Source organism: Vibrio sp. 10N.222.47.A9, from assembly GCF_963872585.1.
GTDB classification, from domain to species: Bacteria; Pseudomonadota; Gammaproteobacteria; order Enterobacterales; family Vibrionaceae; genus Vibrio; species Vibrio splendidus.
Genome location: NZ_CAWNBB010000039.1, coordinates 1 through 15,156, shown reverse-complemented (window position 1 = coordinate 15,156; position 15,156 = coordinate 1). Strand labels below are relative to the sequence as shown.

Sequence of the window (15,156 nt, the reverse complement as noted above, 5' to 3'; positions counted from 1 at the left end):
ATAACCACCATATATGGCTTGAGTTGCTTAAAAAGGTTGAGCAAGATGGCCAGAAGCAAATGACTATATCCCGACTGAAAAGCGTTATGCATAGGGGCAATTAATGACGAAAGCGAAACAAGCGTTAAGCATAAAAGGTGATACGTTTAACCCATTTCCAGAGCCATTTAAATCTCGCCTTGGTCAATCTGAATGCAGAAGTTTAGGTGATTCTTTTGGGCTCACTCAGTTCGGTGTGAATCTGGAAGTATTAGAACCGAATGCGCAGTCGGCTCTTCGCCATTGGCACACAAGGTCAGATGAGTTTCTTTATGTACTCGGTGGTGAGCTATGTTTAGTCAGTGATGACGGTGAGCAGACATTGTTTGCAGGAATGTGTATTGGCTTCCCTGCTAGGGTCGAAAATGGTCATCATTTAATAAACCGCAGTAGCGAACAAAGTAAATTTATAGTTATAGGGAGCCGAGTTGCAAAAGACGAAGCCCATTATCCAGATGATGATTTCAAATGGGTTGTTGAAAGTTCTGGTGAATGGACTCCCTCTAGAAAGAACGGCACACCATACTAGTGACTGTTAAGTAGTAGGAGGGAGACTATGATTCCAACAGCGATTCTTATTCATGTTCAAAATGTCGCATTAGGCATCGAGTGGTATCAAAAAGCCTTTCCTACAGCTGAATCTGTTTATCATCCTAGTTTCGACTTTACCGTGCTCAATTTAAACGGTTTTTCTCTTGAGATAGTGCAAGCAGACGAAAAAGTAGGCTCGGGTAAATGCGGGACAGTTTTATATTGGTCGGTAAACAACTTGGATAAAGCACTGGATCATTTTGAAGAACTTGGTGCAAAACTGTATAGAGGCCCAATGGCAATTGAAAATGGGCTTTTTATGTGTAAAATCGAAGATCCGTTTGGCAACTTAATTGGCTTGCGTGGGGCGACGACGTTGCAAGTGGTTTAAATGGATTATAAAAGGCCTTATATGCCATATCAGTTTAGGAGGTAAAATGGACATTTTGATCGAACAAGAAATAGAACTCCATCAATACCAAACTCGTCAGAACAAAGCTGACCTTGATCGTTTAATACACCCTAGTTTTACTGAAGTTGGTAAGTCAGGAGATAGCTACGACTTTACATCCATTATTCAAATGATGGATTTGGAAGAGCCTTCAGATATCCGCGTTCATTCTCAAAAGTATGAATGTATTCAACTTGAGCCTTCTATACAGCTTTTAAAGTATGAGTCTGCTCTTGTAAGTGAATCTGGAGAAGTTAGTGACTATGCCAAACGCTGTTCAATTTGGACATTTACGGGCACTTGTTGGAAGCTCAGGTATCATCAAGGTACGCAATGTAAACCTTTCAAACTCAGTTAGTAGTGATTATCCGAAATCTAACTATCTACTGAAGTTTGTCATTACGGGGGAGCTTAAAGTTTGTAACACGCCTCTGCCCCATTTTTAGTTTCGCCAAAAAGCCTACGTTCTCGGTCGGGTGGGTTTTGACCACATATAACTAATCTGACACCCAAAACTCACAAAGTCCGAAAAGTGGCCGTCATAGTGTTGTTCTTAGCTCAAATGAATTTGCTGATTTTTGCCCTGAAAATCGCACTGAAAGCGTTCCAAATATCCGCTTAGAGCGTTTTAGGCGGTCTGAGGGTTGTTTGGGATAGCAAAATCGCACATTTGTCATAATAGGAATAATGAACACTGAATTTAGAATTTGATTTAAATATTATGTCGAAATTACGAATCCGTCTTAAACGTTGTTAGCCGTATTTTCACGGTGATTAATCCAAAACATATTTTTGACTTAAAGCAAACTTACTAATTTCTTCAGAATATTCCTGCAAAAATTTATTCTTATCGATCTGAGGCTCGGCAATATGTGGTGGTACTTGATCCATAAATGAGAAATGATCGCCACCTTCAATAACTCTCATTTCCACCATTTGCGGATTAGGAATGGTTTGAGCCAACCATTCCGTTTGGGCGCTCGGTGTAATCTCATCTTCTGAGCCAACCCACGCAAAAATGGGAATATTAACTGTGTCAAGCGAACCTGGAGCATAAAAAAACTTAGTTGGCGCAGCCAAAATTACCAAAGACACGAGTCTGTTGTCCGGTAAAATATCAACTATTTCTCTTGATCTCGTTTGCATCTCTGCGCCAGCTAAAGCGATAAGTGTAGCAGCACCAATCGAGTGCCCTATTCCTATCACTTTTGAATTAGGTTGTGTACATGCTTTTAGAGAGAGGGACAGTCGTCTTGCTCTAAGAGATAATTCAATTTTATTAGGAAAATGATTTGTAAGCATCTCAAAACATGGAGCAATTATTGTACACCCTGATTTTTTTAGTGTATCCAAAAGAGTTGAATATCGTTCAGGCATTCCACCTGCGCCGACAGAAAACAGTATAACTGGACTGTTTTGTTCACCAGACTCGTGTACCAAAACTTTAAATGGTTCACCGCCATCTTGTATTATCTTGGTTTGCATAAAATTTCTCCTAGGCTTTGCTATTGTGGATACACTTAGCTCTTTATATTCGGCGATGAGCCGTTCTTTCGTTTTGAGCTATTTTGGGACAGTCAACATGAATTTAAGGGCTTAAAAGACGGTTTAGTCTATTTAGATGGTAATATGACTCTTCCTTAATTGAGTGTAGATTTTACGTAACGCTCGTTGTGCGTAGGTGGTTGATTTACCATAATTGCATTTACTATTTAATTGGTAGGTAGATCTCTGTTAACAACCCACACTCATTAACTTCATGAGCAAAGTTTAAGTAACGGAAGAAACAAGGGGAGTCTCTTAATTCTTCGCCACTATCTGGCAGCCATTTATGGTACAAGTGATACATGGTGTTACTAATACTATCATGGCTTCCTTCATGGACAGCCATGGCGCATCTGCCACTTGGTATTGTTCCAGATTTTATTCCATAGGCGTTTGCTAGAACCTCTCCTCCGTGCAAGCCACAGATATCAAACTGAAACTCATCATCAGGCGTATCGTTTGGGTCAGAGTGAGGAATACCAAATGTTTCGCTGGTATTTATTGGAGATAAACCTGTTGATTTTCGCCAATTTATGAACTTGGCTACTGTCTCGTATACCAGTCTTGGGCTACCTTTATGTTCAATTAATGCAACTTCTCTTTTTTCGAAGTCTACGACTTGAACGTCCTTTACACTTTCTCCTGTTATCGGTGGATGATATTCATACTTTGAGTGCCAAGTACGCCACTCAGGCTGATTTCTAAATTGGGAAGGTGATTGTCCAAATATCCTAGAAAAAGCACGGCTAAAGGCTTCTAGGCTTGTGAAGCGAGCTTCAAAGGCAATATCAGTAACACTGTACTCTGACTCGAATGCTAACCTGAAAGAAGCGCGTTTCATTCGTGCCAACAACACATATTGCATAGCGCTAATCCCCATAAACGCTTTAAAGATACGATGAAAGTGGTACTTTGAACTGGCAGCTACAGAACTTAGCTGCTCAAGTGAGAACTCGCCATCTAGGTTACCATCTATAAAATCGCACACTTTTTTTATTTGTCGTTCATGATGTTTAATCACGCTCACTGCTTTTTATACTCCAACTTAAAAATCTTAGAAATGATAATACCCAAGAAGATTTTATTATGCCTGATTGAAATTGCTAGATGACGGGTAGTAGACAGTTTATGGAGGGCTAATACTTATGCTTAATTGCCATATCAACAAGCAATAACGTCATCTTAACTGCGTAGCACTCAGTACTTACTTCTGTTTGTTTTCGTTGACGGTTAGCACCTCAGCAAAGAGTGTAATACAGCATTTTGCAGTACTAAAACTTATCCGTAGTTTTCTAATTTAAGTGGCTACTCTAACAAGGTTTTGTCCAGAGGCGTGTTATGCCGCCATGCTTTGGGACAAGAGCGCCTTAGTGCGACTACTCTAAAACACTTCTGCCCCAATAAGCTTCTTAGAGTGAATGGCTTCTTTGAGTGTACCTCATATTTTTTATCCTAGTAGAGCTAATCCTGATGAGCTTGGTGTTCTATGCGGATTATTTCGTAATCGATTCTCGATTGAGATGCAAGAATTGCACAACACCCTGATTTTCATTGAGTTTTATGGAGGTTGAGCGCAGTATAGAGAGAGTGCGGATACGGGGGATCCCGTTTATAAAGCGTTAACTGGCAGGAGTATATATGAGCAAAAATAGCAAACACAAAAGAACGCAAAAGAAAGCTAAAGTTCAAAAAATAGCGAATCAAAAAGCCGAGGCTATACGTAAAAAACAGAGTGTGATTCCTTCTATTTTCTTAGATGAATCAGGAAATACGGGCTCAAACTTATTAGACAAAAATCAACCAGTCTTCACTTTAGCTAGCTGCGATCTTTCTATTAAAGAGGCGGAACGTCTTTTAAGTTTAGTTGGTTCTCGCGCAGAAAACGAACTTCATTTTAAGAGACTAAAACGAAATAAAGCAGGGCAAGATGGAATTATACGTTTATTAAGTGACCCAGCAGTTAATACTGAAAGTATTAAAATGAACGTGTTCTCAAAACGTTTTATGGTTACATCTAAAATTGTAGATTTACTTATTGAGCATATGCTCCACCTGAAAGGTGTCGATCTTTATGTTAATGGGCAAAATATTGCACTATCAAATATGTTGTTCTATTGCTTCGAAGCTTTCTGCAATGAAGAGTTAGTGGACAATATGTATAAGCTGTTTGTAGCTATGGTGAAAGAGCAAACTGAAGAGTCTATTGAAGCTTTCTATTCCTGCGTTGAAGCCGTGCAAGAATCATCGTCAAGTGATGGCTTTAAGTCCGATATAGATCAAATCCTTGACACTAAAGCATACATTGATAGCGCACTAGACGATATTGATAAAACAGCCTTAGATCCATCAATCCCAGCTTTGTTTGCACAATGTATCCAATGGGGGAATCAATATCCTAAAGGCTTCCACCTAATTCACGATGACTCTCATAGCATTGAAAAACAACGTGAGATGTTTGCTCAATTCATGGATTGGACTCAAGATGAAGTTGAGCTAGGGTATGATCGTCGCAAATTTGGACTGCCTCTAAAAGGTAAATCAATGAGGTTTGCTGATTCTCAGAAACATAAGCAGATACAAGTTGCTGATATTGTAGCAAGTTCTTTTGCTTATTGGGCTGCAGGTGTTGCGGTTGGAGAATCAGAAGATTACTTTTTCCTAGAACTAAACAAGTTAGATTTGGATCGTTTTATTGGACACAATAAGATTTGGCCAACACATGATGTTGACCCTAAAGATCTTGGGACAGTACATGATGGTGGTTTAAATGCAGCTAATAATATCCCTTCATTCTTAGCAAAAGCAAAAGCAAATCCAAGGGTCGCGGAAGCAGCCAGTTAACAAGCATTTAAAAGTGATTCCCAACGTTTGGCATTTTTCATTCCATCGTTGGTAGTATCGGGGTGTTAGTGTGAATATTCATGACTTTATAGTTGATATTGAACTGACGGAGTTCTTGTCTGGAGTTTCTTCGTTAGCTACTGTATTTGCTGCCATTATTGCTTATCGAGCACTGAATGCGTGGAAAAGAGGTATTGTTCTACAAAAGAGTTTAGATAACTTGGATCGAGTTGTTGAAGCCACAATTTCAACGTCAAGGAGCTTTTCTCAGGCTCTGAACTATATAGGGCTTCTACAGTTAAGTATCGATGCTTACCGACAGGACTCAAAGGAAGTAAAAGAATTTGCTAAGTCTGGGGTAGTAAAGTACATCACACAAAATGGCAAAGATGATTCTGCTCCATTGAAAGATATGCTGACAAAAAATGAAACGCTGTTAAATAAACTTGAATTACAGCTCGTTCTTTTTCAACGGTTAGATGATAAGCAGCTGAAATCTATGGTTATTCCGTTCAGGAGTATGCAAGTTCTGCAGAGGAAATTGGTAGCCTTTGCATCAATAATTGGTAGTACATCGTTATATTGGAGTAACCCTAAAGTTGAAGAAACAGTTCTAGCAACAGTTAACCAAAATATGGAAGAGCTCCACAATCTCCTTGAGCAATCAAGAGAAGAGTTATTAAAAGCTGTTGATAGTAAGCATAAAACTTTGACTTCGTAACCTAATAAGAAATTTAAGAGTGATTCACAACGCTTGGCGCTCTCACTTCAAGTGAATTTAGTGTATATAGAGCAATGGTTTAAGTAAGGTGGTGGAGTTGTTCACACCTTAATTTGACGTTATGTTATCTAGGGATAATTATGAGTAACTTATATAGTATTTTTGAGTTCAAGTATCCGATTAGTGTAGATAAATCTGTTCTTGGAAATTCGTACCCGATCATGGTCAGTGGCATCAGTGGTGTCATCCATATTCCGTTCCTTCCTATTTGGACTGAACATGAACCAGATCCTTTATGGAAGCTACTAACCCCGCCAGAGGTCGCTAAGGGCTGGAAGCAAGGCTCTGAGCCGATATTTTGGGGGAAGCCCAATCAATATCCTAGTGGTCATTCTAGTTTGCACAGAGTGGTATTTCAGTTTGAAGTACACGATGCTGAAGTAAACGGTCAATTACTTTATGAATCATTTGTGTCATGGATAAACTTATTACTTGACTACTTAGAAGTGATGTCTAACCAAAATGTTCGTATTGAGCAGACGTTGAATTCTTATGGTGATAATTTTCACCTTTTTTATTGGGATGAAAATGGGAAAAATCAAGGTATTACTGAAAATAAAGTAATTACTGTCTGTCTGGATAACTGGCAGAAAAATATTAAACATGAACAGTTCCTTGAAGCTTGCACTTTGGCATCATCTGGAGCTCCGTTAAATTTGACTTATAAACTTTACCTAGAGGCTAATCGCGCATTTTTGCAGAAAGACTATCGGAAAACTGTAATAGAGTGCGGTGCATCTATTGAAAACGCACTAACTGAATTGATCTCATTAGAACTCTCTAATTGTGGTTTATCAGATGAAGAGATTGGCGCACGCCTGAGTAATAGAAGCAATAGAACTCTAGGTGGGCGCTTTAATTTAGCTGATTCTCAGTTGCACTTAGACTTAATGCAACAAAATTATAGTTACCGAGATTTACTCGTCAATCCAAGGAATGACGCTGTGCATAAGGCTGAATTCATTCCTCAACAAATAGCTCGTGAAGCAATTGATTACACCAGTAAACTACTAAATGTGGTAGCTCCTGAGCTAAAAGAAACATAACAAGCATTTAAGGTTTCAAGATACTTTTTCTAATCTTGTATAAACGATTTAGGGCTATAGGTCTAAATCGTTTTTGTCCAAAACCCTCACAGGCTGAACTTTTACCTGTGGCACGTTCTACCTCAGAAATGCCCCAAAATCATTTAGTAAATAATTCCTGACAACTTTCTTAAGCCAGTTCTTGACCTACTTTTCTTGATGGTGGATTATGAGTCTAGTTGAATTATCACGACTATACAGACATGTTCTGCAATTTGTGAGTGCAAGGAATATACAGAAAGTTAGAACAGTATGTTACTGCCTTGGTGTCTGTATTTTCTAAAAATATTATAAAGACAATGTCTGCTGAAGAGACACTGTTAGACCTCAGGAACGATATGGAAGATAAAAACTACTCCTCAGATTCACCTATACACGAGCAAGAACAGGATAGATTTTCTCGCTGGAGCTTTTCCGAGAGGGTAGCTCAAGTAATATCAAAGCGAAGTGACCCAAGCAGTATAGTTATTGGACTCTATGGTATATGGGGCGACGGTAAAACATCCGTACTCAACTTTATTGAAAAATCACTGGATTCTGATGAGAACGTAATATGTATTAAGTTCAACCCTTGGCGCTTTGGTGCAGAGGAAGAGCTGCTAACAGGTTTCTTTTTTGATATAGCTAAAGCTCTAGATGCAGAATTAATAAAAACTGGGGATAAGCTTAAGGATTTGGTTAAAAAGGCGGCTCCTGGTGCTGGAGCACTTATGGGTGCAAAGGGGGCAGGAGAGGCCTTTGGTGCTTTCATTTCAGGGCCAGATATAAATGAGCTTAAGAAAAGAATAGAAAATGAGCTGGAAACAGCTCAGAGGCGAGTCCTTATACTAATCGACGATGTTGATAGGCTAGAAAAAACAGAAATTCATGCACTGTTTAGACTCGTTAAGCTAACTGCTGATTTTAAATATACATCATATATCTTGGCATTTGATAAAGATGTTGTCGCTGCATCCTTGCAAGATCGCTACTCTAGTACGGCTGAGAATGCAGGAGAGGCATTTTTAGAAAAAATTATTCAAGTTCCCTTACATTTGCCAGCCGTTGAAAAGCAAGTCCTTCGAGAATTTTGTTTTCGAGGAGTGGATGAAGCAATAAATATTGCGTGTATCACACTCTCACAGCAGCAAGTTCAAGAGTTTGTTCGTGACTTTAGCTCTGCATTTGATGATTGCTTAACCACTCCAAGAAAAGCCAAGCTATATGGGAATACATTAATGTTCTCTTTGCCTATCTTGCAAGGAGAAGTAAACCCTGTAGATTTAATGCTTTTAGAGGGCATAAGGGTCTTTTGTCCTTCGTTGTATGAGGTGCTAAGGGTAAATAAGTCGCTATTTACAGGTACTTTTCGGGATAGCTATTACTCAAATGATGATAATGAAAAAGAACATATAAAAAACCTTGTAAATGATGCCCTTGATGTTGGCAAGAACATCAATAAAGCAGGTTTTATCAAGCTGCTAAAAAACATGTTTCCTAAACTTCAATCCGTCTACGGGAACATGAGCTATGGATCCGATTGGTATGAGAAATGGAATAATGGCCAAAGAATTTGCTCTGAAAATTATTACTCAAGATATTTTACTTATTCCATTCCGAGAGGTGATATATCTGATCAAGCAATCCAAGCTTTGTCTGACGAAAGTGAGAAGTGGGGAGTGGAACTTGATAGAGAAAGCAATCCTCTGAATGAAGTTTTAACCCCCGCTTCATCGGAAACACTAATTAAAAAATTGAGGCAAAAATCAGGCGAAATTAGCGCTGCTGCCTCAATTGCTCTTGCTGTAGCGATAACACAAAAGAGTGATAAGATTTCAAATCCAGAGGTTTTGTATAGTTGGGTGACTCCCTTTTCCCAAGCAGCCATGCTGGTTAGCGATCTGATCCAAAATGTGCCAAAACTAGATCGAACTGACTTGGCAAAAAAATGCATCGATATTGCACCTATACTTGAGTTCAAGCTTGAAATATTTAGATGGTTAAAGCAAGAGGATGAGAACAAACCTGAAAAAGATGCGTTTTCTGAAGCAAGCATAGATGAAATTGGGAAGCACTTGGGAAAAGTAATAGCTGATGAACTTAAAGACCAAGAAGATATAACACTATTAGCGCCTACATCCATACCAACAATATTTTATACATTGAATAAGTTTGTTGAGAAAGGCTACGTTAATGATTACGTGGATGGATTGATTTTAAAGGACCCAGAGTCTCTAATTAGAATAATCGACTCGTATGTACCAACAGCGTGGGGAATGGAGTCCGGTGTTTCTCACAAGTCGGATTTTGAAAGGGCTCAATATAACAGCTTAACTGGTGAGCTAGACGCCTCAACAGTTTTAAGCGCAATCGAAACGAACTTCCCCCAAGTAATGAAAGTCTCTGACGACTTCCCCAGATTGTACGATGATGATGCAGAAAAAGGTTTTCTATTCTTGGAGCAATTTGTATGGTTGCATCAATACGTTCTACATGAATCAGAAGATACGGAGAATGATAGTGTCGAGAAGGCCTAACAAGGCGCCGCTACGGAAAATTTACTATCTGACGCTCCTAAATTTCCGTAGAGCAAATCGTTATAACTCAGAGGTAGTATGAGCACAGAGAATCCTATTGATTTTGCTCCGATTGTTGGAGCATCGATTGCAGCAATCTCGACGATTATTGGCGTTTTCCTTGCCAATTGGTTTAATTCTAAGAGTTTGAATCAAGCACATGAAAGAGCGCTAACACAGAGTATTAAAGATACAAAGTTGGCTAAATCAGAAGAATTGTATTTAGCTTTATTTCGCTGGCACAAAGATGTGACAAACTTGTATTTGTTTCATCTTCGCTATTTTGTTGGAAAGTTAGCATTCAGCCAAATTAATGAATTGGTGAATGATAATTTCCGAGATAACGGTAAAAAGTTTGACGTTTTGACCATGCTCGTGAATGTTCATTTTCCAGAACTTAAACCTGATTTGCAGCTAATACTAAATATGCGAGATAGTTTGACTAAATTCTTAGACGAGGATGCGCCTAAGAAACATACAGTAGATGAGTTTTGTGCAGACCAAGACTGCTTTGATGCTGTCTGTGAGTCTTTCCTAAAAAAATTAGCAATTGTAGCGAGAGAGTTATAACAAACGTCTAGGCCTCACATAGTTTTCCTAATCTAACAGAAATGCTATAGAGCATCAGTTCTAAAACGTTTATGTCCAACTCTGAGTCAGCATGTCGTCGCGACTCTGTGATCGCGACTCATGGCGAGTTCCAATGATGTATTTTGCAACTGGAAGCAGTTAGCTTTGTCGACAAGAGCTGATAACAAAGAGAGCCAAAGCTGACTAAATTGATTAACCAATAACTTTCAATGTTTTTGGTTATAGTATGTGTAATATAAATCCCAATAATATTTGAGTTATTTTAAATGAAACAAGAAGTACATAGGTTTGAGCTATCAATAAATAGCACTATCTCTGAAGTCTATGACCACTTTACTAAGGCAAATAATGACCAAAGCCTCGATAGAATGTTTGAAGGTCTTCAAAAAAAACTCAGGGAAATTACCTGCTCAGTGAGAGAGAGGGAATGTACTCTCATTAATGTGTACATTGCATACGGCAGAAGACAAGAGGACTTTGATGGTAAAGGGAAGACTTGTAAATCTTTTCCTACAAGGAGAATCGAAAGTATAATGAACACTCACTCTAACCTTTCTCCAGAAGACCTGCTAGGTAAGGCTTTACGATCTTTAGAGCATTGATCTGTAACTTTAACGCTTTCTAGATTAGCGCATGATAGCTAAAAATATGAGCAGAAAAATTAAGAGTAATTAAACACCATAGGTCAAGAAAATGAATCTATGAAAGAGGTCAATATGGCCTCTTTTTTGTATTGATTTTAAACATGATTAACTCGTTTATTGTCCAAAAGCGTTCTAGCGCTAATTTCCGTTAACTGTAATCTCGTCATTTTTAGCCTGTACTTGGGGGTTAAAGTACCCCTGTATAAGAGTAACTTGGCGTTAATGTAAAAATAGTGTGGTCAAATCTACACCCCAAGCCCTTCCAATAGGGCGTTTTTCATCGATAATTTAGCCTCTTAGCGAAAGCAACAACTAATTGGAAAGTGTTCCAAAAATGCCCCTGTATTTTTAATTATTCACCACACACCATTTAAATCGATTTCAATGTAAATGGTTGCTTGTAAGAATATAAAATGTTGTTGAGGTAGAAGTATAAATTTTACAAGTGCGATGTAATTGGATAGGGAATATCTTGAAAAAAAGTTAACGATTGGGTGAAATTTAATTGGGAACTATCGGATCTTGTTTTATTGTGTTTAATCAATTTATTGGTAAGGGTCTGAGGAGGTTAAATAAATTATTTTTACGATCTATTGTTTTTTTAGAAAAGAATGCCGCTTCAGACGACATTCTTAACCTATTTATGTCTGTTAAATCGATAGATAATCAGTTAGCGGGACCATGAAAACAATAAGTTTCCTAATGGATCGATAATCTCAAAGTCATATTGAACGGGTTGTTCCAGTTCAGCCATAAGACTCTCACTGATACCAAAGCCATTTCGATAAGCTGAACCTATTGTATTTATCACCCCTGTTCCAGTGTCTACGGGTAAAATATTTCCCCCTGATTTCGAAAAAACATTTCCATACATAGTAGACATGTATTGATAAGACCTTAAGAAAGAGGTGGTTCGATTGAGATTAATTTCATAGTCTGGCCCATTTTTTCTTTTAAATGCCAAGCGACCAATTGAGCCTACGGGAATTGAAGTATTTAAGTGTGGGCCTTGAATCGAATGTATTTTAATCGTATCGACGATGTTAAAAAGGATGCCTGATAACTCTTGCCTATATTCTTTATCTAACAAAGCAAATTGATATTGGCCTACTGAGCCCTGAGTATTCATGAACAACTGATTACCGTTTAACATGATGGCATCATTCTCAGTAGGCTTATCGGCCTTAATGCGAATATAAGGATTAATAATTATATTTTCACCTTTTTGATTCAGAGCACTTACCGTAATTGGAATACCCTTTGCTAGATAAGGTACATTTTCAAAAGACAGAGTTTGTCCATCTAATTCAATATTTTTCGCAAGAGTCATCCAAGAATGATTTTGATTATAGACGTGGGTTTCTGATATTTCGGTCTTGCTGTAATCGACCTCAAGATTATAAGTTATCAGCTCCTCCCCTTGAAGTTGTTTGTGGAGGGTTAGGGTGGAGGGTTGGAAGCTTCCTAAAAACGTTAGGTTTCCCCGTGAATCTACAATTAGGTCTTCAGAGCCCGAAACTGTGTACGGTCCCGTAAGCCAGTTTTTGCTATAATGGTTGAAAATGTTGTTCAGAAATGGAGAGACATTAACCTGCACCGATTGTTGGTTAAATTTATCATACACTATTCTATAAACTCCATTTTCTTCTGGATGAAGTAAGGAAGGCGTACCATAGTGGTCGATCACTTCATTTAACCCCATACTACTTATCGCCACAAAGTCTATTGCTTGATGGGGGGTGATATGATTTCGTTCACGGCAATCAAACGTGAGCAGTGATTCATGCGTTTGATTTTCGGGCACTCCATAAATTTTGTCATCAAAGAGGACTGTCGCCGATGGATCAGAAAAACTCAAACTGCAGGTGGACCAAGCCTTTTTTCCGTCACTTCCAGGGACTTTTTCTCCTGTGGAATTAATGAATTGAACGCCTAGGTTACGGCCAGTTACATTAACGTCATTCAATAATAAATGTAAGGGCAAATCTTTATCCCTTTTAGTGTAGAGACTATCCGCTATATTAAGGTTTAAACGTAGATCTGTTTTATCTACATTCACTCTGTAATAATCGGGATGATGGGGGATGTACGAAGAAAGTTTATTTCCGTTAATTGAGACAGAGACTAAGAAGGTTTTTACCTCTTTGTTAGAAACTATGAGAAAACCGTCCTCAATTCTCCCAGCCTCGTCGGGGCCCACCTCGAGTTCGACTAAGGAGGTTACATCTATTCCATTGCTCGTTACAAGAAGACGATATGGAATATCTACATGAGCTTGTAATGCTTTTGGGAAGACGGGAAGGTTGACTGTTATTCCGAACATTGTCACATAATCACTCAACGTTACTATTTCATAGTTTAAGCTGGCCTCTACTAAATTGGGGTGTTTGACCAAGATCTTATGTCGGCCTGTGTTCTTTGGATCAGACAGATACTCGTGGAGAGCGGCCAGAGATAGCTCTTTTCCATCAATTACATAGGTTAACAGCTCTGCTCTAACAGAGTGAATCTTCCCGTCCGCGCTAATATACGAAACCAAAGGGAGGACTTTTGCTCCAACAGGCAAGAAACGCTTTTGAGGATCCGTAATTAACCTGCTTCCCTTAATTTGTTCTTCTTTTATTTTAAAGTATTTCGCGTATTTCCGGCCGTTCGCTTGAATTTTAATTAAAAGGTTGCTGCCTTGAACATTTGCTTCGGTTGGGGTGATGAAGATATTGCCGACGGCATCACGTTGGATTAGTTTTTCATTTGTGGTCTCTAATTGCACATCGCTCTGTTTTAATGGGAAACGGCTAGACATCCCTAAGGCGTAACTATGTCCTACTTTAAGCACATCATCAGTCAACACGACTCCCGTGTATAAATCGATGAAAGTTAAGTTTAAAAATGCCGTCCCTAAGTCATTCGAATCAATTTTTAAGTAATATAAATCACCATTCCGTTTGTTCTTTAGCTTCACTTCACCATCTTTGAGCGCGACGATTTTCTTATCTTTGGTTAGTTTTATGAATTCTTTTCCTGACATTACCTCTAACTCTATGGCCTCGTTGCAGCACGCTGTTTGAGGTCTGCTCTTCACTATTTCTTGAAAATCAACCACTTCATGTGGTGAGAGGAGAAATTCTCCGGTAAATATCTTCTGCACCTCAGACCCTCCTTTCTCCTTACAACCGAGAAGAAGCAGCAGTAGACCAAATAAAAAGAGTATTTTTAATTTCATAAGTAAACAACCTAATCTAAATATAAAGAAAGATATTTATTAACCTAATAAATTGGTTTTTATACTTAATAATAATAATTAAGTATAAAATTTTTACAGATGTCTTAAGTGGAGCATATTCGATCCTCCCACGTTTAGTAGACTCTTCTAGAATTCAGATAATAATTGTGATACTTCATGGCGTAAGTTTCGCCAATTTGGGCGTTTTAGTTTCTTAACCTAAATGTACCGCCGAGCAACGTCTTCATTCGGTACATTAAGGTCTCTGAAAGAGAGCGTTATGGTTGCCGTATGAGTTGAACTGCACATTAGAGGCGAATAACTTCGTCTCACAAGCTCCATCATCAGATATTTAATTGATTCTTTGTCTCGACTATTTGAGCAAGTTAGGTAGAACTTCACCGTCGGATACACGGGATGAACTTAACTCAGCAGGAATGATTTCATGCGTGTTGTTATCTACCGTAAAATGGAACTTCCTCCAGACTCGGTGCTTCCCATCAGTACTATGCTTTTTAATTTTTCACTCGCCCTCACCGTAGACTTTTACCCTGTAGTCTCAATGGTTAAATGCTGGATTGTGCCTTTAGTTCTCTGATTTCAGAAACAAAGTCGATTGGCGCGATGGTACGTCCTAGAATCCTTTTATTTCTAGCCTGTATTTTGGGGGAGAAAGTGCCCCTGTATAAGAGTAACTTGGCGTTAATGTAAAAACAGTGTGGTCAAATCTACACCCCAACCCCTTTCAATAGGGGCGTTTTTCATCGATAATCCAAGCTCTTAGTGAAAACAAAAACCAACCGGATACTTTGTAAGAAGTGCCCCTGTATTTTCAATTATTCACCACACCCTACGTCATAATCTGGCGAT

Annotated in this window: 11 protein-coding genes and 1 pseudogene; 8 read left to right on the top strand and 4 right to left on the bottom strand. The window is 38.6% G+C overall.

What is annotated here, in order from left to right; all coding sequences use genetic code 11:
• Positions 1 to 103 precede the first annotated feature (103 nt).
• The 3 genes from AACT19_RS11630 to AACT19_RS11620 are packed head-to-tail and all read left to right on the top strand — an operon-like array spanning position 104 to position 1,379.
• On the top strand, positions 104 to 568 hold the full coding sequence (locus AACT19_RS11630; RefSeq protein WP_057623077.1) for a cupin domain-containing protein: 465 nt from the start codon (positions 104 to 106) through the stop codon (positions 566 to 568).
• 27 nt (positions 569 to 595) lie between these two features.
• On the top strand, positions 596 to 961 hold the full coding sequence (locus AACT19_RS11625) for a VOC family protein (protein WP_076646374.1): 366 nt from the start codon (positions 596 to 598) through the stop codon (positions 959 to 961).
• Positions 962 to 1,007: 46 nt separating this feature from the next.
• Positions 1,008 to 1,379 carry a nuclear transport factor 2 family protein gene (locus AACT19_RS11620; RefSeq protein ID WP_017097735.1) on the top strand — a complete coding sequence of 124 codons (372 nt, stop codon included), beginning with the start codon at positions 1,008 to 1,010 and terminating at the stop codon, positions 1,377 to 1,379.
• 416 nt (positions 1,380 to 1,795) lie between these two features.
• Here the strand turns inward: AACT19_RS11620 and AACT19_RS11615 are convergent, their stop codons facing one another.
• Both AACT19_RS11615 and AACT19_RS11610 read right to left on the bottom strand, forming a co-directional pair.
• Positions 1,796 to 2,506, bottom strand: a complete 711-nt coding sequence (locus AACT19_RS11615; RefSeq protein ID WP_065607929.1) for an alpha/beta hydrolase family protein — start codon at positions 2,504 to 2,506, stop codon at positions 1,796 to 1,798.
• Positions 2,507 to 2,729: 223 nt separating this feature from the next.
• Positions 2,730 to 3,593: an AraC family transcriptional regulator gene (locus tag AACT19_RS11610; protein ID WP_076646372.1), complete on the bottom strand. Its 864-nt coding sequence runs from the start codon at positions 3,591 to 3,593 to the stop codon at positions 2,730 to 2,732.
• A 611-nt stretch (positions 3,594 to 4,204) separates the two neighbouring features.
• Between AACT19_RS11610 and AACT19_RS11605 the strand changes: the two genes are divergently transcribed.
• The 5 genes from AACT19_RS11605 (at position 4,205) to AACT19_RS11585 (ending at position 10,398) form a co-directional block, all read left to right on the top strand.
• The gene (locus AACT19_RS11605; protein ID WP_076646370.1) at positions 4,205 to 5,407 is read left to right on the top strand and encodes a DUF3800 domain-containing protein; all 1,203 of its coding nucleotides are present in this window, start codon (positions 4,205 to 4,207) and stop codon (positions 5,405 to 5,407) included.
• Positions 5,408 to 5,477: 70 nt separating this feature from the next.
• Positions 5,478 to 6,128 (top strand): hypothetical protein, encoded by a 651-nt coding sequence (locus AACT19_RS11600; RefSeq protein WP_076646368.1) that lies wholly within the window; start codon positions 5,478 to 5,480, stop codon positions 6,126 to 6,128.
• A 140-nt stretch (positions 6,129 to 6,268) separates the two neighbouring features.
• Entirely contained in the window at positions 6,269 to 7,234 is a 966-nt protein-coding gene (locus AACT19_RS11595) for a hypothetical protein (RefSeq protein ID WP_076646366.1), read from the top strand.
• 377 nt (positions 7,235 to 7,611) lie between these two features.
• Positions 7,612 to 9,789 carry a KAP family P-loop NTPase fold protein gene (locus AACT19_RS11590; protein WP_076646403.1) on the top strand — a complete coding sequence of 726 codons (2,178 nt, stop codon included), beginning with the start codon at positions 7,612 to 7,614 and terminating at the stop codon, positions 9,787 to 9,789.
• A 78-nt stretch (positions 9,790 to 9,867) separates the two neighbouring features.
• Entirely contained in the window at positions 9,868 to 10,398 is a 531-nt protein-coding gene (locus AACT19_RS11585) for a hypothetical protein (RefSeq protein ID WP_076646364.1), read from the top strand.
• 1,335 nt (positions 10,399 to 11,733) lie between these two features.
• Here the strand turns inward: AACT19_RS11585 and AACT19_RS11580 are convergent.
• Positions 11,734 to 14,286 (bottom strand): hypothetical protein, encoded by a 2,553-nt coding sequence (locus tag AACT19_RS11580; RefSeq protein ID WP_076646360.1) that lies wholly within the window; start codon positions 14,284 to 14,286, stop codon positions 11,734 to 11,736.
• Between the two features lie 209 nt (positions 14,287 to 14,495).
• A pseudogene (locus AACT19_RS11575) lies at positions 14,496 to 14,880 on the bottom strand (transposase); the annotation flags it as partial.
• Positions 14,881 to 15,156 lie beyond the last annotated feature (276 nt).